This is a genomic window from Streptomyces sp. NPDC056128, from assembly GCF_042263835.1.
Classification (GTDB): domain Bacteria; phylum Actinomycetota; class Actinomycetes; order Streptomycetales; family Streptomycetaceae; genus Streptomyces.
Genome location: NZ_JBHJVQ010000012.1, coordinates 43,328 through 62,866, shown reverse-complemented (window position 1 = coordinate 62,866; position 19,539 = coordinate 43,328). Strand labels below are relative to the sequence as shown.

Annotated in this window: 14 protein-coding genes; 6 read left to right on the top strand and 8 right to left on the bottom strand. The window is 72.2% G+C overall.

From position 1 onward, the window contains the following. Positions 1-132 precede the first annotated feature (132 nt). The 5 genes from ACFC1X_RS22855 to ACFC1X_RS22835 all read right to left on the bottom strand — a co-directional run bounded on the left by ACFC1X_RS22855 (position 133) and on the right by ACFC1X_RS22835 (position 5,568). Positions 133-1,368, bottom strand: a complete 1,236-nt coding sequence (locus ACFC1X_RS22855) for a branched-chain amino acid ABC transporter substrate-binding protein (RefSeq protein WP_376356392.1) — start codon at positions 1,366-1,368, stop codon at positions 133-135. A gap of 287 nt (positions 1,369-1,655) precedes the next feature. Further along, on the bottom strand, positions 1,656-2,264 hold the full coding sequence (locus tag ACFC1X_RS22850) for a Tat pathway signal sequence domain protein (protein WP_376356390.1): 609 nt from the start codon (positions 2,262-2,264) through the stop codon (positions 1,656-1,658). After that, a complete protein-coding gene (locus tag ACFC1X_RS22845) occupies positions 2,255-2,659 on the bottom strand; it encodes a hypothetical protein (protein WP_376356388.1) in 405 nt (134 codons plus the stop codon). The genes ACFC1X_RS22850 and ACFC1X_RS22845 overlap by 10 nt, the downstream gene beginning before the upstream one ends. Positions 2,660-2,731: 72 nt before the next feature. Then, positions 2,732-3,211, bottom strand: a complete 480-nt coding sequence (locus ACFC1X_RS22840) for a PaaI family thioesterase (protein ID WP_376356386.1) — start codon at positions 3,209-3,211, stop codon at positions 2,732-2,734. A gap of 77 nt (positions 3,212-3,288) precedes the next feature. Next, positions 3,289-5,568 carry an FdhF/YdeP family oxidoreductase gene (locus tag ACFC1X_RS22835; RefSeq protein ID WP_376356384.1) on the bottom strand — a complete coding sequence of 760 codons (2,280 nt, stop codon included), beginning with the start codon at positions 5,566-5,568 and terminating at the stop codon, positions 3,289-3,291. A 207-nt stretch (positions 5,569-5,775) separates the two neighbouring features. Between ACFC1X_RS22835 and polA the strand changes: the two genes are divergently transcribed. Both polA and ACFC1X_RS22825 read left to right on the top strand, forming a co-directional pair. After that, complete coding sequence (gene polA / locus ACFC1X_RS22830; RefSeq protein WP_376356382.1) at positions 5,776-8,502, top strand: DNA polymerase I; 2,727 nt, start codon at positions 5,776-5,778, stop codon at positions 8,500-8,502. A 644-nt stretch (positions 8,503-9,146) separates the two neighbouring features. After that, the gene (locus ACFC1X_RS22825) at positions 9,147-9,494 is read left to right on the top strand and encodes a hypothetical protein (RefSeq protein ID WP_376356380.1); all 348 of its coding nucleotides are present in this window, start codon (positions 9,147-9,149) and stop codon (positions 9,492-9,494) included. Here ACFC1X_RS22825 and ACFC1X_RS22820 read toward each other — a convergent pair. Next, positions 9,415-10,269, bottom strand: a complete 855-nt coding sequence (locus ACFC1X_RS22820; RefSeq protein ID WP_376356378.1) for a DUF4184 family protein — start codon at positions 10,267-10,269, stop codon at positions 9,415-9,417. The genes ACFC1X_RS22825 and ACFC1X_RS22820 overlap by 80 nt on opposite strands. A gap of 269 nt (positions 10,270-10,538) precedes the next feature. Here ACFC1X_RS22820 and ACFC1X_RS22815 point away from each other — a divergent pair, with 269 nt between their 5' ends. Continuing rightward, positions 10,539-12,332 carry a lytic murein transglycosylase gene (locus ACFC1X_RS22815; RefSeq protein ID WP_376356376.1) on the top strand — a complete coding sequence of 598 codons (1,794 nt, stop codon included), beginning with the start codon at positions 10,539-10,541 and terminating at the stop codon, positions 12,330-12,332. Positions 12,333-12,410: 78 nt separating this feature from the next. Here the strand turns inward: ACFC1X_RS22815 and hrpB are convergent, their stop codons facing one another. Together hrpB and ACFC1X_RS22805 are read right to left on the bottom strand one after the other, a co-directional pair. After that, entirely contained in the window at positions 12,411-14,942 is a 2,532-nt protein-coding gene (hrpB, locus tag ACFC1X_RS22810) for an ATP-dependent helicase HrpB (protein WP_376356374.1), read from the bottom strand. A gap of 67 nt (positions 14,943-15,009) precedes the next feature. Next, positions 15,010-15,981: a class I SAM-dependent methyltransferase gene (locus ACFC1X_RS22805; RefSeq protein ID WP_376356372.1), complete on the bottom strand. Its 972-nt coding sequence runs from the start codon at positions 15,979-15,981 to the stop codon at positions 15,010-15,012. 225 nt (positions 15,982-16,206) lie between these two features. On the opposite strand from ACFC1X_RS22805, the gene rpsA reads away from it, so the two are divergent. From rpsA to coaE, 3 genes are all read left to right on the top strand, one after another. Further along, complete coding sequence (gene rpsA / locus ACFC1X_RS22800) at positions 16,207-17,715, top strand: 30S ribosomal protein S1 (RefSeq protein WP_376356370.1); 1,509 nt, start codon at positions 16,207-16,209, stop codon at positions 17,713-17,715. A 184-nt stretch (positions 17,716-17,899) separates the two neighbouring features. Then, positions 17,900-18,838, top strand: coding sequence for a PAC2 family protein (locus ACFC1X_RS22795; protein WP_376356368.1), 939 nt, complete (start codon positions 17,900-17,902; stop codon positions 18,836-18,838). Between the two features lie 57 nt (positions 18,839-18,895). Continuing rightward, positions 18,896-19,516, top strand: a complete 621-nt coding sequence (gene coaE, locus ACFC1X_RS22790) for a dephospho-CoA kinase (protein ID WP_376356366.1) — start codon at positions 18,896-18,898, stop codon at positions 19,514-19,516. Positions 19,517-19,539: the final 23 nt, after the last annotated feature.

Sequence of the window (19,539 nt, the reverse complement as noted above, 5' to 3'; positions counted from 1 at the left end):
TCTACCACCTACTTCCCTCCTATTTTTACGAAATTATCGTGTTTGGTGGCGGTAGGCGGGGCGGGGGGGGGCGCGTGGCCACCCCCCCCCCCCGCGGCTCGTGATCACGTGATCAGTGGTGCGTGCGGTTGATCAGCCGGTGTAGGTGCCGGACTTCACCGACTTCCAGGCACCGTTCTCGACGGCGTACACGGTGAGCTGCTTGTTCGTCGCGTCACCGAACTCGTCGAAGGAGACCTTGCCGGTCACACCGTCGAAGGAGACGTTCTGCATGGCGTCCACGACCTTGGCGCGGGCGTCGTCGGGAAGCTTCCCGTCGTTGGCCTCGACGACCGCCTTGACGGCCTCGATGATCGCCCAGGCGGAGTCGTAGGAGTAGCCGCCGTACGCCTCGTAGGCCTCCTTGTAACCCTGGGCCTTGTAGTTGGCGACGAACTCCTTGGCCGAGGGCAGCTCCTCGACCGGCGCGCCGACGGAGGTCGCGAGGTCACCGGTGCCGCTGGCGCCGGCGAGCTTGATGAAGTCGGCGCTGTAGATGCCGTCACCGCCGACCAGCGGAATCTTCGCGCCGGCCGCCTTGATCTGCTTGCTGAGCGGACCGGCCTGGGGGTACTCACCGCCGTAGTAGACGACGTCGGCGCCGGAGTTCTTGACCTTGGTGGCGACGGCGTTGAAGTCCTTGCTGTCCGGGTTGATGTGCTCGGTGCCGACGACCTGGCCGCCGAGCTTCTTGAACTCCTTGGTGAAGGTGGCGGCCAGACCGGCGCCGTAGGTCTTCTTGTCGTCGATGACGAAGACCTTCTTCTTCTTGGAGTCGTTGAAGACGTACTGCGCGGCGAACGGGCCCTGGATGGCGTCCGTGGTCGCGGTGCGGAAGTACGACTTGTACGGCCGGACCTTCTTCGTCTGCCAGTCCACGCCCTGCGTCAGCGCCGGGTTGGTGTTGGCGGGGGAGACCTCGACCAGCTTGGCCGTGTCGAAGACCTTCTGCATGGACTCGCCGACCGAGGAGTTCAGCGGGCCCACGACACCGAGGACGTCGTCGTTGGCGACGAGCTTGGTGGCGTTCTGCTGGCCCACGGACGGCTGGCCCTGGTCGTCCAGCGCCTGTATCTCGAACTTGACGCCGTCGACGTAGTTGTCCTTGTTGGCGGTCTTCGCGGCGAGGTCGACCGAGTTCTTGATGCCGAGGCCCAGCGCGGACAGGTCGCCCGTCATCGGGGCGTCGACGCCGATGACGACGGTGGTTCCGCCGCCGCCGCTTCCGGAGTCCGAGCCGCCGTCGTCGTCGCGCGAACCGCAGGCGGTGAGGGTGAGCGCTCCCGCCGCCAGAGCGGCGGTGATGGCGATGAGCGAACGTTGACGCACGATGAGTCCTTTCCCTGGCACAGCCGCTTCCCCGTGGAGACGGCCGAGTCGAGCGCTGGGCCGAAGTGACAATCCGACGGCGCGGTGACTGGCCGTGACTCTAAGCGTGTGTGGGGAACGTGGAGGAGGGTCTGACTCATGCTGTGACGCTCTTGTTATGACACCGGGTAATGCAGAGCGGTACTGGCTGGGAAGAAGGGCGGAATTCAGGCCGATTCGCCCTGTCCGCATGCTGAGAACTCGCAGGACGCGCCGCCTGTGTTCAGGCGTCTGGAGCGTTTTGGTGATTACCGCGAATCGTTGCTGCAGGCGACCTGAAGTGCCTGGGAGAGCTGCCGCGCATAGCGTGACCCGAGGATGAAACTGTGGGCTTGTATTGCGCGCGCATTACGCAGCGTTACATCCAGGAAAGGGAATCCGGGGTTCCGGGGCGCTTTATCGCATTCCGTCACCCGCAGCGTGACAATGATCTTGCTGGCGGAATGCGCCTTTGTCTGGAAAGGTGCCGCGGGCGACGAGGTCACCGAGAGACCGGCCGAGGGCTGGGCGATCCGCTCCACGGTGACGGGCGGTCCCGACCGGACGCTCAGCCGCACCGCGAAGCGGAAGCCGCCGCCCTTCGCCCCGCTCGGGCCGGGCACGGCGTCCAGGTATTCGAGCGTGACCGCCTGGGAGGGGTAGGGCGGCGGATCGGCCGCCGGCTCCCGGGCCCGGTCGGCGTACAGGTAGCCGCCGCCGAGCAGCAGGAGGAGGGCGGCGGCGGTCGTGAGCACGGTCCGGCGGTGACGCTCGTAGGACCGGGCGAGACGGCCGCGCGGGCGGGCGTGGGCGGTCACGTCCCGGGGGTGGGTGTCCTCGCCCGGCTCGACGGGCCCGATGCCGCCCGTCACTGCCACGGGCCGTCGCTCGGACCGCCGCCGGCGTACTGCTCCTCGCACGCCTCGCGCACCTGGCGGTCGATCAGTTCGCGGGCGGCGCGGTCGCCTTGGGCCTGCGCGGCCGCCACGACCTCGCGGAGGATGCCGTACTGACGATTGGAGAGCCCCATCGACTGGTAGTCGCCGTAGGGCTCGCCGCCGGCCAGCAGCTCGCGCGCCCAGTAGCCGACGGCGCCGACACAGGCTTCCGTGGGGGAGGGCGGCTCCGTCGTCGCGCTGCTGGTGCCGGAACCGGCCTCCTGGTCACCGGAGTTGCCGCAGGCGACGGTGGTGACCGCCGCGACGGCCATCAGGGCGCCCAGAAGGAACCGCCGAGCCGCCGGCCCCGGCCAGGGGGCCTCTCCCCGTCCCATGCCCCGACGCTAGGACGGCGCGTGGCCGGGGGCAATGCCTCTGCCGGAGGGGCTGTGGGGCTTCCCCGGCCTTCAGCCCGTCGGGGCCGCGTCGCCCGGGTTCACGTCCCGCAGCAGGCAGGTCAGGCGGGCGGTGCACACCCGCCGGTCCTGCTCGTCGCTGATCACGATCTCGTACGTCGCCGTCGACCGGCCCCGGTGCACCGGCGTGGCCACCCCGGTGACCAGGCCGGAGCGGGCCCCGCGGTGGTGCGTGCAGTTCAGGTCGACGCCGACGGCGATCTTGGAACTGCCGCCGTGCAGCATCGAGCCGACCGACCCGAGCGTCTCGGCCAGCACCGCCGAGGCACCGCCGTGCAGCAGCCCGTACGGCTGGGTGTTGCCCTCCACCGGCATCGTGCCGACGACCCGCTCGGCCGACGCCTCGACGATCTGCACGCCCATGCGCGTCCCGAGGTGCCCGGCGGAGAACAGCGCGGGCAGGTCGACGCCGAGCGCGGCGTACTCGTCGATGACTTCCTCCGGGAACTGCGTCTGCTGCTGCTCGCCCATGGGCCGGCTCCGTCTCGTCGCTCCGTCTGGCTGGCGCCGCCGCCCGGTGGGGCGTGTCGGCTTGACTGAGCAAACGCTCAGTCGGTCGCCGATTGTTCCAGACGGACGACCACGGACTTGCTGGCCGGGGTGTTGCTGGTGTCCGCGGTGGCGTCCAGCGGCACCAGCACGTTGGTCTCCGGGTAGTAGGCGGCCGCGCAGCCCCGGGCCGTCGGATAGTGCACGACGCGGAAACCGGGCGCCCGCCGCTCCACCCCGTCCCGCCACTCGCTGACCAGGTCGACGTACGAGCCGTCCTCGACGTCCAGCCTCCGGGCGTCCTCCGGGTTGACCAGGACGACCCTGCGGCCGTTCCTGATGCCCCGGTAGCGGTCGTCCAGGCCGTAGATCGTGGTGTTGTACTGGTCGTGCGAGCGCAGCGTCTGGAGCAGCAGCCGCCCCTCGGGCAGCTCCGGGTACTCGACCGGAGCGGCGGTGAAGTTGGCCTTGCCGGTGGCCGTCGGGAAGCGGCGCTCGTCGCGCGGGGCGTGCGGGAGGGCGAAGCCCCCGGGGTGCGCCACGCGCGCGTTGAAGTCCTCGAAGCCCGGGACGACCCGCCCGATGCGGTCGCGGATCGTCGCGTAGTCCTTCTCGAACTCCTCCCACGGCGTGCGGCTGTCCTCGCCCAGCACCCGGCGCGCCAGTCGGCAGACGATCGCCGGCTCGGACAGCAGCTGCCCGCTCGCGGGCTCCAGCCGGCCCCGGGAGGCGTGCACCATGCCCATGGAGTCCTCGACGGTGACGAACTGTTCGCCACCATCCTGAAGATCGCGTTCGGTGCGGCCCAGGGTCGGCAGGATCAGCGCCCGCGCGCCGGTGACCGCGTGCGAGCGGTTCAGCTTCGTCGACACGTGCACGGTCAGGCGCGCCCGGCGCATGGCCGCCTCGGTGACCTCCGTGTCGGGCGAGGCCGACACGAAGTTGCCGCCCATGGCGAAGAAGACCTTCGCCTCTCCGTCGCGCAGCGCGCGGATGGCCCGCACGACGTCGTAGCCGTGCTCGCGCGGCGGGGCGAAGCCGAACTCCTTCTCCAGGGCGTCCAGGAACGCGGGCGCGGGCCGCTCGAAGATGCCCATCGTGCGGTCGCCCTGCACGTTGGAGTGGCCGCGCACCGGGCAGACGCCCGCGCCCGGGCGGCCGATGTTGCCGCGCAGCAGCAGGAAGTTCACGACCTCGCGGATCGTGGGCACGGAGTGCTTGTGCTGGGTCAGGCCCATCGCCCAGCACACGATGGTGCGCTCGGAGGCGAGCACCATGCGCAGCGTCTCGTCGATCTCCGCGCGGGTGAGCCCGGTGGCCGCCAGCGTCTCGTCCCAGTCGGCGGCCCGCGCGGTCTCGGCGAACTCCTCGTAGCCGTGCGTGTGTTCCGCGACGAAGTCCTCGTCGACCGCGCCCTCGGTCTCCAGGATCAGCTTGTTCAGCAGCCGGAACAGGGCCTGGTCGCCGCCGAGGCGGATCTGCAGGAACAGGTCGGTGAGCGCGGCGCCCGCGGTGAGCCCCTTCGCGGTCTGCGGGTTCTTGAAGCGCTCGAGCCCGGCCTCGGGCAGGGGGTTGACGCTGATGATCCGCGCGCCGTTCGCCTTGGCCTGCTCCAGGGCGGAGAGCATGCGCGGGTGGTTGGTGCCCGGGTTCTGCCCCGCCACGATGATCAGGTCGGACTTGTACAGGTCCTCCAGGAGGACGCTGCCCTTGCCGATGCCGATGGTCTCGGACAGGGCGGAGCCGGACGACTCGTGGCACATGTTGGAGCAGTCGGGCAGGTTGTTCGTGCCCAGCTCGCGCGCGAAGAGCTGGTAGAGGAACGCCGCCTCGTTGCTGGTGCGTCCCGACGTGTAGAAGACCGCCTCGTCGGCGGAGTCCAGGGCGGCGATCTCCTCCGCGACGATGCCGAAGGCACGCTCCCAGGTGACCGGTTCGTAGTGCTCGCCGCCCTCGGGGAGGTACACCGGGTGCGTGAGCCGTCCCTGCTGGCCCAGCCAGTACCCGCTGCGGGTGGCGAGGTCGGTCACGGGGTGCGCGGCGAAGAACTCCGGGGTGACCCGGCGCAGGGTGGCCTCCTCGGCCACCGCCTTCGCGCCGTTCTCGCAGAACTCCGCCTTGTGTCGGTGGTCCGGCTCGGGCCAGGCGCAGCCCGGGCAGTCGAAGCCGTCCTTCTGGTTGACACTCAGCAGCGTCAGCGCGGTCCGCTTCACGCCCATCTGCCGCTGTGCCATCCGCAGGGTGTGGCCGATGGCCGGGATGCCGGCCGCCGCGTGCTGGGGCTGCGTCACCTGCGGCGCGTCCTGGACGGGATCACCCTTGGGCGGCTTGGTGGCCATCGCGCGCTCCTTCGCTGACGCGTGTGAGGTACGTCTCCGATCCTCGCACGCGCCGCCGACAGGTACGGACGCCGGTCGCGATCGGCGCCCCAAAGGGGCGCGGGGAACGGCGCGACAAGCCACGACGTACCCGCAGCCGCGTCACCGCGCTCGTGCCGCAGGCGCACCCGGCACCGACTGTCAGTGGCGCATGGCAGGATCGGAACCGTGGCGAAGACAGCATCGAAGAAGACCGAACGCACCTCCGGCGGCGCCCGCCCGCGGCTGATGCTCATGGACGGGCACTCGCTGGCCTACCGCGCGTTCTTCGCGCTGCCCGCGGAGAACTTCACGACCGCGACGGGCCAGCCGACCAACGCGATCTACGGATTCGCGTCGATGCTGGCCAACACGCTGCGTGACGAGGCGCCCACGCACTTCGCGGTGGCGTTCGACGTCTCCCGCAAGACCTGGCGGTCGCAGGAGTTCACCGAGTACAAGGCGAACCGCTCCAAGACCCCCGACGAGTTCAAGGGCCAGGTCGAGCTGATCGGCGAGCTGCTCGACGCCATGCACGTCACCCGCTTCGCCGTCGACGGCTTCGAGGCGGACGACGTCATCGCCACGCTCGCCACGCAGGCCGAGGCCGAGGGCTTCGACGTGCTGATCGTCACCGGCGACCGGGACTCCTTCCAGCTGGTCAGCGAGCACACCACGGTCCTCTACCCGACCAAGGGCGTCTCCGAGCTGACCCGCTTCACGCCGGAGAAGGTCTTCGAGAAGTACGGGCTGACCCCCGCCCAGTACCCCGACTTCGCCGCCCTGCGCGGTGACCCGTCCGACAACCTGCCGGGCATCCCGGGCGTCGGCGAGAAGACGGCCGCGAAGTGGATCAACCAGTTCGGATCCTTCGCGGACCTGGTCGAGCGCGTCGACGAGGTCAAGGGCAAGGCCGGGCAGAACCTGCGCGACCACCTGGAGTCCGTCAAGCTCAACCGCCGGCTCACCGAGCTGGAGCGGCGGGTCGAGCTGCCGAAGGCCGTCACCGACCTGGAGCGTCCCGCGTACGACCGCAAGGGCGTCGCGATGATCCTGGACACCCTGGAGATCCGCAATCCCTCCCTGCGCGAGCGGCTCTACGCCGTCGACCCGGGCGCCGAGGAGGCCGAGGCCACCCCGGTCGTGGCGGACGGGGTCGAGCTGGACGGCGTCGTGCTGGGCACCGGCGAGGTGGCCGGCTGGCTCACCGAGCACGGCGCACAGCCCCTGGGCGTCGCCACCGTCGACACCTGGGCCCTGGGCACCGGCTCGGTCACCGAGGTCGCGCTGGCCGCGTCCGACGGGAAGGCCGCCTGGTTCGACCCGACGGCGCTGGACGAGGCCGACGAGACGGCGTTCGCCGCCTGGCTGTCCGACGCGGACCGGCCGAAGGTCTTCCACAACGCCAAGGGCGCGATGCGCGTCTTCGCCGAGCACGGCTGGAGCGTCGCCGGCGTGGGCATGGACACCGCGCTCGCCGCCTACCTGGTCAAGCCGGGCCGCCGCTCCTTCGACCTGGACGCGCTGTCCCTGGAGTACCTGCACCGCGAGCTGGCCCCGGCCGCCGCGGCCGACGGCCAACTGGCCTTCGGCGCGGACGACGGTGCCGAGGCCGAGGCGCTGATGGTGCAGGCCCGCGCGATCCTCGACCTCGGCGAGGCCTTCGAGGGCCGCCTGGCGGACGTCGGCGCCGCGGACCTGCTGCGCGACATGGAGCTGCCGACCTCCGCGCTGCTCGCCCGCATGGAGCGGCACGGCATCGCGGCCGACCGGGCCCATCTGGAGGCCATGGAGCAGATGTTCGCGGGCGCCGTGCAGCAGGCGGTGAAGGAGGCGCACGCGGCGGCGGGACGCGAGTTCAACCTGGGCTCGCCCAAGCAGCTCCAGGAAGTCCTCTTCGGCGAGCTGAACCTGCCCAAGACCAAGAAGACCAAGACCGGCTACACCACCGACGCCGACGCCCTGGCCTGGCTCGCGGCCCAGACCGACAACGAACTGCCGGTGATCATGCTCCGCCACCGCGAGCAGGCCAAGCTGCGCGTCACGGTGGAGGGCCTGATCAAGACGATCGCCGCGGACGGCCGCATCCACACCACGTTCAACCAGACGGTCGCCGCGACCGGCCGCCTCTCCTCCACGGACCCGAACCTCCAGAACATCCCGGTCCGCACCGACGAGGGCCGCGCCATCCGCCGCGGCTTCGTGGTCGGCGAGGGCTTCGAGTCCCTGATGACGGCGGACTACAGCCAGATCGAGCTGCGGGTGATGGCCCACCTGTCCGAGGACGCGGGCCTGACCGAGGCGTTCACCTCGGGCGAGGACCTGCACACCACCGCCGCCGCGCAGGTCTTCTCCGTCGAGCAGTCGGCCGTGGACGCGGAGATGCGCCGCAAGATCAAGGCCATGTCCTACGGCCTGGCGTACGGCCTCTCGGCCTTCGGCCTCTCCCAGCAGCTGAACATCGAGGCGGCCGAGGCGCGCGGCCTGATGGACGCCTACTTCGAGCGCTTCGGCGGCGTACGGGACTACCTGCGCCGGGTGGTCGACGAGGCACGGGCGACGGGCTACACGGCAACCCTCTTCGGCCGCCGCCGCTACCTGCCCGACCTCAACAGCGACAACCGCCAGCGCCGCGAGGCCGCCGAGCGGATGGCCCTCAACGCCCCCATCCAGGGCACCGCGGCCGACATCGTCAAGATCGCCATGCTCAACGTCGACAAGGCGCTGCGCGAGGCCGGTCTCTCCTCCCGCATGCTGCTCCAGGTCCACGACGAAATCGTCCTGGAGATCGCCCCCGGCGAGCGCGCGGCAGCGGAAGAACTGGTCCGCCGCGAAATGTCCAACGCGGTCCAGCTCAGCGTCCCCCTGGGCGTCTCGGTGGGCTCGGGCGCGGACTGGGAGTCGGCAGCGCACTAGCCTCCGGCGGTTGGGCGGTGCGGGGGAGCGCGGGGCCAGGGCGCCCACCCGCCCGCGCCCGGCGTGCCGGCTGCCCGATGCCTTGCGGGGAGTCGAACGCCCGTCCGTCTGGCTGGGGCGTATGCCCGGATAGGTCGTCACACCGGCAGTGGCAGCAGGGGCCCGTCGGCTGGGGCCGTCGCCGCAGTGTGTGTCCGTAAGGGCCGGCTCCGCCTCCGCTCGGCTCTCCGCCCGCGTCCTCGGGCTCCCGCCAGACACTGTCCCGGGTGCTTGCCGGGCGCGGCCGCCGCTCCGCCTGGCGCGGCCCGGGGCTCGTGCCGGCGCGGCCAGCGGGCACCCCGCCGGGCTGGGCACCCGCGCTCCGACTCGCGCGCCGCGTGTGCTCCTCCCGGCCAGGGGCGGCGCGTCCTCGGCGTGGTTCGCTCGCCCTCTGCAGGGCAGCCCCCAGGGCGTCGCCGCCCAGCGGTGTAACCGGTGTCCGCGCGCACCCCGCCGCGCCCCCAACCCCCGGAGGGCCCGTCACTCTGGTGGCCCCCGCGGATGCGCCGCCCGCGGTCGTCTCCCGTGAGGATGCGGGCATGGGTATACGCATGCTCCACCACCGGACGACACCGGCACGGGCAAGCACAGAAGGACCCGCTCGCGTGCCACTGCTACCGGTCCCGGCCCTCGCGCCAGGCGCGAGTACCGGCCGCATCCCCGCCACCCTCACCACGGCCCTGCGCCGCACCGCGACCGGCCTGCGCCGCAGACTCGCCCGCCGGGACCCGGCGACCGCCACCCCACGCGAGGCCCCGGCCTGGCGGCTGTGGGCCGACCTGGCGCGCGGCTACCTGTCGCTGGCCCTCTCCTTGGTGCCGCGGCCCCGCCCCGCACGCACCTTCACCGTGTTCGTCGCGACCGCCGACACCCTCAGCGGGCGACCCGGCGGTCCGGCTCCGTACCGGCACCGGCACGGCTGGTGGGAGCCGGGACCGGACGCCACACCCTGACCGCCACGGCGTACAGCAGCAGCGCCGGGACCAGCCCCGCGCCCGCCCCGAAGCACACCGTCGGGATCAGCTCCCAGGGCTTCGCCATGTGACCCCAGTAGTCCCACCACCGCGTCGCCCGCCGCACCGCCCCGGCCACCGCGCAGCCGCCGAGCAGCGCCGCGGCCCACCACCGGTCCCGTACCGAGAGGACCGGAACCGCCGGCGTCCCGCTCCGGGGCGTCCGGCGCAGCGCCCGCGTCAGGAACACGACGATGACGACCGTGGCCACCGCGGAACCGCCGTACTGCAGGTACCAGTAGAGCGGCGAGCCCGCGATCTCCCGTCCCAGCACCGGGAACACCCGCATCCCCCAGCGGTCGAGGTGCGTGAACGCGTCCCACACCACGTGCGTCAGCGCCCCCAGCACCGCCGACACGTACCACCACGCCACCAGCGAGGGCAGCACACGCGCGCGTGGCGCCCCGCAGCGCAACAGAGGCGCGACGCGTCCCTGGCGGGCCCTTGGCAGCAGCGCCACCAGCGGTTCGCGGACCACCAGCCACAACCCCACCAGCGCCCAGGCCACCGCCACATCCACCGTGAAGACACCGGGAAACGAGTGCGTGACGTCCCCGAACTCCATCGCCTCCGGCAGGAAACTCGCCGCGTAATAGGTCATGTCGGGCGCGAACGACCCCGCCACCAGCACGGCCGGCACCAGCCGTCCACGACCCGTCCCGTCGCCCCGCACTCCGGGCAGCACAGCGGCGGCATGACTGAGAGTGAACGGCAACTGAACTCCTCTTATGGCCAACCGGTGAATATCGGGCGCGAACGGGTGCCCGTGCAAAGCAAGTTGCCGTAGGGTCGCCTGCGGCACCGTGCCGGTCGAACAGACGGACACCGCGCTCGGAAGGTTGCGGTGCAACCGTCGGCGCGGACCGATCGTCACAACAGGGCGGAAACAACGGGCGGGCACGGCAGCCGGACACGGCAGCCGGACACCGCGGCCGGACACGGACGGAGACGGACGCGCGGGCGTCCACGGGAGGGGTTCACTCTATGGCGGCGCATTTCGACCGGAGGCTCCGCAAGGCGGCGGTCACCACCACCGTGGCGGCGGTCGTGGTCGCGGCCCTGTCCGCGTCCCAGGCCCCGGACGTGACGGCCGACGCCAACGGCAGACAGACCACCGCGGACAACGCGCCGACGTCCGACACCCCCTCCCAGGAGAGCGCGACCGGCAACTCGCCGTACTACACGGACCTGCCGCCGCTCAACAGCCCGAGTCCCGCGCCGACCATCGGCACCCCCGACTCCCGGGCCGCCGCCGAGGCCGGCATACCCGCGACCGTCCTGGACGCCTACAAGAAGGCCGAGGCGGCGGTGCGCCAGGCCAAGCCCGGCTGCAACCTGCCGTGGCAACTCCTCGCCGCCATCGGCAAGGTGGAGTCCGGCCAGGCCCGCGGCGGCCGCGTCGACGCCCAGGGCACCACCATCGGCAAGATCATCGGCCCCCAGCTCGACGGCAACGGCTTCGCGCTCATCAAGGACACCGACAACGGCGTCTACGACGGCAACAGCAGCTACGACAACGCCGTCGGCCCCATGCAGTTCATCCCCTCCACCTGGTCGTGGGCGGGCCGGGACGGCAACGGCGACGGCAAGGACGACCCCAACAACGTCTACGACGCCGCGCTCGCCGCCGGTCACTACCTGTGCCGCTTCACCTGGGACCTCTCCGACGAGGCCGACCTCAAGAGCGCGATCCTCAGCTACAACAACTCGCAGGACTACCTGCACACGGTCCTGTCCTGGCTGGAGCACTACCGCAAGGGCACCCACGAGATCCCCGACGGCTCCGGCAGCCTCCCGGTGGGCCGCAGCGACGACCCGATCGGCGCCGGCACCGGCCCCTCGCCCGGCGCGACGGGTCCGACGACGCGGCCCGGTGCCTCCGGCTCCACGTCGCCCGGCTCCGACAAGCCGAACCGCCCGAGCGAGCCCGGCAAGCCTTCGAACCCCGGCACCGGCTCACCGACCCCCAAGCCGCCGACCGAACCGGAGCCGCCCACCGGCACCCGGCCTCCCACGCCCACCGACACGGTGCACCACCTGGAGAACGCGGGCGCCACCGGGCTCACCGCGATCGCGGGGGACACCTTCGCCAAGAAGCTCAGCGCCCGCGCCGAGACCAAGGCCGGAAAGGCCGTCGGCAAGGTGCGCGTCCGCTTCACCGTGGTGGGCGACACCGACGCCGCCTTCACCGGTGGCGACAAGGTCGCCGCGGTCACCACCAACGCCTCCGGCGTGGCCGTCGCGCCCGCGCTGGTGGCGGGCGAGAAGACCGGCGCCTTCACCGTCCGCGCCACCGTGATCGGCCGTACCGTGGGCCTCGACTACAAGGCCACCGTCACCGAACGCGTCGCCGACGCCCTCGCCCGCGTCGGTGACACCGAGCTGACCTGCGCGCCGGGCGGCGAGTTCGCGGACCAGGTCGAGGTGAAGGCCACCCACAAGGGCGCCGCCGCGGACAAGGTCGCCGTCACCGCCACGCTCATCAAGTCGGTGCTCGACCCGACCGAGGCCGACAAGGGCCCCTACTTCAAGGACGCCGACGGCAAGACCGTCCGCACCCTGACCGGCCTCAAGACCGACGCCAAGGGCATGCTCAAGCTGCCGAAGCTGTACGCCGACGACACCAGCGGCACGTACATGCTCCGCGTCACCACGGCGGGCGGCGCCGCGCTCAACGTCCAGCTGAAGGTCGCCGAGGCCGCCGAGCCGACGCCCGACCCGTCCACGGAGCCGTCGACCGCGCCGACCACGAGCCCCTCCACCGAGCCCAAGGCATAAGGGCGATCCCGACCGGACGACCGAGGGCGCCCTCCGCTTCCGCGGCGGGCGCCCTCGCCGTCTCCCCAGGCCCCCGCGTCACTTCGCGAGCCGGGCCTTCGTGTACCGGGTCGGCTCCGCCGTGGCGGGATCCTCGGGCCACGGATGCTTCGGGTACCGGCCGCGCAGCTCCGCGCGTACGCCCTTGTAGCCGTCCCGCCAGAAGGAGGCCAGGTCGGCCGTCACCGCGGCGGGGCGCCCGGCGGGGGAGAGGAGATGGACGAGCAGGGGCACCCCGGCGACCCGGGGCGACCGCTGCAACCCGAACATCTCCTGCAACTTCACCGCGAGGACCGGCTGTTCCGGGTCCCCGTAGTCGATCCGGACCCTGGACCCACTGGGGACCGTGATGCGCTCGGGCGCGAGCTCGTCGAGCCGCGCCGCCTCCCCGGACGCCCAGGGCAGCAGCCGCGCCAGCGCCTCCACGGCGTCGATCCGGCCCAGGTCGGCCCGCCGCCGCGCCCGGCTCAGCTCGGGCTCCAACCACTCGTCCGCGCGCGCGTGGAGGGCGTCGTCGGAGACGTCCGGCCACGGCTCACCGAGATGCCGCCGCAGAAACGCGAGCCGCGCGCGCAGCGCGTCCGCGTCGGCCGTACGGCGCAACAGCCCCAGCCCTTCCTGCCGCAGCCCTTCGAGCAGCGCGTCCCGTACGAGACCGGGGTCGGCGCCGGTGAGCGGCCGGACCGCGAGTTCCACCGCCCCGAGCCGTTCCACCCGCCGGGTCACGACGTCGCCGTCGCGCCAGTGGACCTCGTCCCGCTCCGCCAGCAGCGCCCCCGCCGCGAGCCGCGCCGTCTCCTCGTCGACGGCCGCACCGAGCTGCACGCGCGCGTGGCCCCGCCCCACCGGCCGGTCGGCCACGGCGACGGCGATCCACGGCGCACCCCGCAGCGCCGACCCCTCCGGCAGCTCGGCCCGGGTGCCGGAGACCATCAGATAGGTACCGCCGTCCTTCTTCGCCACGCGCTCGGGAAAGGCCAGGGCGGCCACCAACCCGGCGAGAGCGTCCTCGGCGAGCGGCAGCCCCCGTCGGCCGTCCCCCGCCTCCACTGCGCCCCGCAGCCGCCGCACCTCGGCCCGCCACCGCGCCGCGTAGCCGTCACCCCCACGCCGGGCGGCCCGCAGTACGGACACCAGCTCGTCCCCGTACTCCCGCGGCGCCTCCTCGCTGAGCAGCCCGACCACTTCGGCGACCACCTCGGAACCACCGCCGCCTCCACCGGAGCGACCCGCTGCCGATCCGGCCGCGTCCAGCAGCGCCCGCCCCAGGCGGGGATGGACGCCGAGGCGGGACAGCCGGGTGCCCCGGGGCGTGGCACGACCGGTGGAGTCCAGCGCGCCGACCGCCGTCAGGACCGACCGCGCAGCCGCCATCGCGCCGGCCGGCGGCGGATCCAGGAGCGCCAGGCCGGACGCGTCCGGATCCCCCCAGCAGGCCGCCTGCAAGGCGAACGCGGTCAGGTCGGCCACCTTGATCTCCGGCGCCGGGAACCGCGGCAGCCGGGCGTCCTCCGCCTCCGCCCAGCAGCGGTACACCGCGCCGGGGGCCTCCCGCCCGGCCCGCCCCGCCCGCTGCCGCGCCGCCGCCCGCGAGGCCCGTACCGTCGCCAGGGCGCTCAGCCCGCGCGCGTGGTCGACGCGCGGCTCCCGCGCCAGTCCGGCGTCCACGACCACCCGCACGCCCGGAACCGTCAGCGACGACTCCGCCACCGAGGTCGCCAGCACCACCCGGCGCCGCGCCCCGGGCACCAGCACCGCGTCCTGCACCGCCGCGGGCGCCCGCCCGTGCACCTGGAGCACGTCTACGTCCCCGAGGCCCCCCAACTTGCCGGCGACCCGCGCGATCTCCCCGACGCCGGGCAGGAAGCAGAGCACGTCCCCGTCCCGCTCGGCCAGCGCCCGCCGCACCACCGAGGCGACGTGCGCGAGCAGCGCCGGATCCACCCGCGTCCCGTGCGGGGGCCGTACCGGACGCCCGGGTGGCGACCACACCACCTCCACGGGATGCGACACGCCTTGGGCCTCGACGACCGGCGCCCCGCCCAGCAGCCGGGCCCAGCCCTCCGCGTCCGTCGTCGCCGACGCGGCCACCAGGTGAAGCTCCGGGCGGAGCGCCTGGCGCACGTCCCACAGGAACGCCGCCGCCGTGTCCGCGTCCAGGTGCCGCTCGTGGCACTCGTCGAGCACCACCACGTCGACGCCCGTCAGCTCCTGGTCCCGCTGGAGCCGCTGCAGGAGCACACCGGTCGTGACGACCTCCACGCGCGTGTGCCGCCCGACGACCCGCTCACCGCGCACGGTGTACCCGACCCGCGCGCCGGGCTTCTCACCCAGCAGCCACGCCATCCGCCGGGCCGCCGCCCGCGCCGCGATCCGCCGGGGCTCGGCCACGATCACCCGCCGCGCGGGTCCCTCGCCCAGCAGCCCGGCCAGCGCGAGCGGCACCAGCGTCGTCTTGCCGGTGCCGGGCGGCGCGACCAGCACCGCCGTGCCGTGCCCCTCCAGGGCGTCGTGCAGCGCGGGCAGGGCACCGCGCACGGGCAGCGCGTCCAGGGCGTCGTAACGGATCACGCCCCCAGTGTCGTACGCCCGCGAAACCGGCCTCCACGCGCGCGTGCGCACGCGCCGGACCTACGGCTCAGTCGCGCTCGCACACGAAGATCGCCGTCCCCGGGATCAGGTGCCCGCGCAGCGGCGACCACCCGCCCCACTCGGAGGTGTTCCAGTCCGGCCACTCCGGTTCCACGAGGTCCACCAGCCGGAACCCGGACGTCACCACGTCCCGCACCCGGTCACCGAGCGTCCGGTGGTGCTCGACGTACACCGCGCGGCCCTCGTCGTCCTGCTCGACGTAGGGCGTGCGGTCGAAGTACGACGCGGACACCGACAGGCCCTCGGGGCCCGGCTCGTCCGGCAGCGCCCAACGCAGCGGATGCGTGACGGAGAAGACGAAGCGGCCCCCCGGGCGCAGCACCCGGCGCACCTCCCGCAGCACCAGCCGCGGATCGGCGACGAACGGCAGCGCCCCGTACGCCGAGCACGCCAGGTCGAAGGAGCCGTCCGCGAAGGGCAGCACGGTGGCGTCGGCGCAGACCAGGGGGAAGCCGCCGCCGATGCGCAGGGCGTGCTGGAGCTGGCGGTGGGAGAGGTCGAGGGCCACCGGACGGGCACCCTGGGCGGTCAGCCAGCGCGAGCACTGCGCGGCGCCGGCGCCGATCTCCAGGACCGACTTTCCCTTCAGGTCCTCCGGCGGGCCGAGCAGCTCGGCCTCCACCTCGTCCAGGCCCTCGGGACACCACACGAAGCGGTCGTCGCCGAGGAAGGTGCCGTGCTCGGTCTGGTACTCGTCCGCGTTCCGGTCCCACCAGCCCCGGTTTGCGCGCGAACTCTCCGTGACACCGGCGGCACGCCGGGTGGCCTCGGGTTCCGCTGTCGCGGCCTCGGACGTTACGGGCTCTTGGATGACCGGCTCCCTCGTACTAGTCTGCGGGCTCTTCCGTGCCGCCGGCCCCGGGTCACGCAAGGGACGCTCAGGGGTCCACGTGGCCTCGGGAGACAGCTTTTGTGCCGGGTATGCGGTGATCTGCCCCGGGTGTGCGGCTTCGCGCATTGACCCTGCCCGGCTGCCCCCGTATGCTACAAGTTGCGCTGCGGGCCTGCGCGCCTCAGACGTAGTAGGCCGCGCTCGCATCTGTTGTATGTCCCCTCGGTTCTCGAGGCGTCACCAGTGTTTTCGGTGACGCTTCCTTGGCTGTCCGGCTTCTGCAGAGCGAAACGGGCTCCCGGCGTAAGCAGTACCTACGACTTCAATGTCCGTACCGGAGCCCTTTCCCACATGACGAGCAGCACCGAGACCACCGCCACCACCCCGCAGGTAGCGGTCAACGACATCGGTAACGAGGAAGCCTTCCTCGCCGCGATCGACGAGACGATCAAGTACTTCAACGACGGCGACATCGTCGACGGCGTCATCGTGAAGGTCGACCGGGACGAGGTCCTGCTCGACATCGGTTACAAGACCGAAGGTGTTATCCCGAGCCGCGAGCTCTCGATCAAGCACGACGTCGACCCCAACGAGGTCGTCGCCGTCGGTGACGAGATCGAGGCCCTTGTTCTCCAGAAGGAGGACAAGGAAGGCCGCCTGATCCTCTCGAAGAAGCGCGCCCAGTACGAGCGTGCCTGGGGCACCATCGAGAAGATCAAGGAAGAGGACGGGATCGTCACCGGTACCGTCATCGAGGTCGTCAAGGGTGGTCTCATCCTCGACATCGGCCTCCGTGGCTTCCTCCCGGCCTCCCTGGTCGAGATGCGCCGCGTCCGCGACCTCCAGCCCTACGTGGGCAAGGAGCTCGAGGCGAAGATCATCGAGCTGGACAAGAACCGCAACAACGTGGTCCTGTCCCGCCGTGCCTGGCTGGAGCAGACCCAGTCCGAGGTCCGCCAGACGTTCCTCACGACCCTCCAGAAGGGTCAGGTCCGTTCCGGCGTCGTCTCCTCGATCGTCAACTTCGGTGCCTTCGTGGACCTGGGTGGCGTCGACGGTCTGGTCCACGTCTCCGAGCTGTCCTGGAAGCACATCGACCACCCCTCCGAGGTTGTCGAGGTCGGCCAGGAGGTCACCGTCGAGGTTCTCGACGTCGACATGGACCGCGAGCGTGTCTCCCTGTCGCTGAAGGCGACCCAGGAAGACCCGTGGCAGCAGTTCGCCCGCACCCACCAGATCGGCCAGGTCGTGCCCGGCAAGGTCACGAAGCTGGTGCCGTTCGGTGCGTTCGTCCGCGTGGACGAGGGCATCGAGGGTCTGGTCCACATCTCCGAGCTGGCCGAGCGCCACGTGGAGATCCCGGAGCAGGTCGTCCAGGTCAACGACGAGATCTTCGTCAAGGTCATCGACATCGACCTCGAGCGCCGTCGCATCAGCCTCTCGCTGAAGCAGGCCAACGAGGCCTTCGGTGCCGAACCGTCGACGGTCGAGTTCGACCCGACCCTGTACGGCATGGCCGCGTCCTACGACGACCAGGGCAACTACATCTACCCCGAGGGCTTCGACCCCGAGACCAACGACTGGCTCGAGGGCTACGAGACCCAGCGCGAGGCGTGGGAGACGCAGTACGCCGAGGCGCAGCAGCGCTTCGAGCAGCACCAGGCCCAGGTCATCAAGTCCCGCGAGGCGGACGAGAAGGCCGCGGCCGAGGGTGCCGACACCGCGGGTGCGGCTCCGGCCGCGTCCGGCGGCGGTGGCGGCGGCTCGTACTCCTCCGAGGGTGGCGACAACTCCGGCGCTCTGGCGTCGGACGAGGCGCTGGCCGCGCTGCGCGAGAAGCTGGCCGGCGGCCAGAGCTGAGCGCAGGCCGCTGAGGCCAAGCCGTAGACCAAGGGGCCGTACCTTTCGAGGTGCGGCCCCTTGGCGTTGCCCTGGACAGTGCCCCTCCGACGCGGCCCCCAAGATCGCGGTCCTCGCCCTCCCGGGAATGCCCGCCCCCGTCCCGGCGTTGTGACGTACGAACACGAGGAGGGGAGCGGTCACTGTGCTTGATCCGCAGGATTTGTACGCATGGGAGCCGAAGGGCCTGGCCGTCGTCGACATGGCGCTCGCGCAGGAGTCGGCCGGACTGGTCATGCTGTACCACTTCGACGGCTACATCGACGCCGGGGAAACCGGCGACCAGATCGTCGAGCGCGTGCTCGACACGCTGCCCCACCAGGTCGTCGCCCGTTTCGACCACGACCGGCTCGTCGACTACCGGGCGCGCCGTCCGCTGCTGACCTTCAAGCGGGACAGCTGGACGGAGTACGAGGACCCCACCATCGAGGTGCGGCTCGTCCAGGACGCCACCGGGGCGCCGTTCCTGCTGCTGTCCGGCCCCGAGCCGGACGTCGAGTGGGAGCGCTTCGCCGCGGCCGTGGCGCAGATCGTGGAGCGCCTGGGCGTCCGCCTGGCGGTGAGCTTCCACGGCATCCCCATGGGTGTACCGCACACCCGCCCCGTCGGCGTCACCCCGCACGGCACCCGCACCGACCTCGTACCGGGCCACCGCAGCCCCTTCGAGGAGGCGCAGGTCCCCGGCAGCGCCGAGGCGCTCGTCGAGTACCGGCTCACGCAGGCCGGCCACGACGTCCTGGGCGTCGCCGCGCACGTCCCGCACTACATCGCCCGCTCCCCGTACCCGGACGCGGCGCTGACCGTCCTGGAGGCGATCACCGCGGCGACCGGCCTGGTCCTGCCCGGCATCGCGCACTCCCTGCGCACGGACGCCCACCGCACCCAGACGGAGATCGACCGGCAGATCCAGGAGGGCGACGAGGAGCTGACCGCCCTCGTCCAGGGCCTGGAACACCAGTACGACGCGGCCGCGGGCGCCGAGACCCGCGGCAACATGCTCGCCGAGCCCGTCGAGATCCCCTCGGCGGACGAGATCGGCCGCGAGTTCGAACAGTTCCTGGCGGACCGGGAGGGCGACAACTGACGTCGCCCGACCGGCCCGCGGACTGTGCTGTCACCGGCAGGCCCTAAGCTTCCGCTCATGCTGAAGGTGGGCCTGACCGGCGGGATCGGTGCCGGCAAGAGCGAGGTGTCGCGGCTGCTCGTCGAGCACGGCGCCGTACTGATCGACGCGGACCGGATCGCGCGCGAGGTCGTCGCGCCCGGGACGCCGGGACTCGCGGCGGTCGTGGCGGCCTTCGGCGAGGACGTGCTCGCCGGGGACGGCAGCCTGGACCGGCCGAAGCTCGGCTCGATCGTCTTCGCCGACCCGGAGCGCCTCGCCGCGCTGAACGCGATCGTGCACCCCCTGGTGGGCGACCGCTCCCGCGCCCTCGAAGAGGCGGCCGACGACGACGCCGTCGTCGTCCACGACGTCCCCCTGCTCACCGAGAACGGCCTGGCACCGCTGTACGACGTCGTGGTCGTCGTGGACGCCGACCCGGCCACCCAGCTCGACCGGCTGGTCCGGCTGCGCGGCATGACCGAACCGGACGCGCGGGCGCGCATGGCCGCCCAGGCGACGCGCGAGCAGCGCCGGGAGATCGCGGACGTGGTCATCGACAACGACGTACCGCTGGACGAGCTGCGACGCCGCGTCGCGGAGGTGTGGGCCGAGCTGGCCCGCCGAGCACACGCCCGGCGCCGGACGGCACAGGAATAGGGCGCCCCGCGCGGGCGTTGATC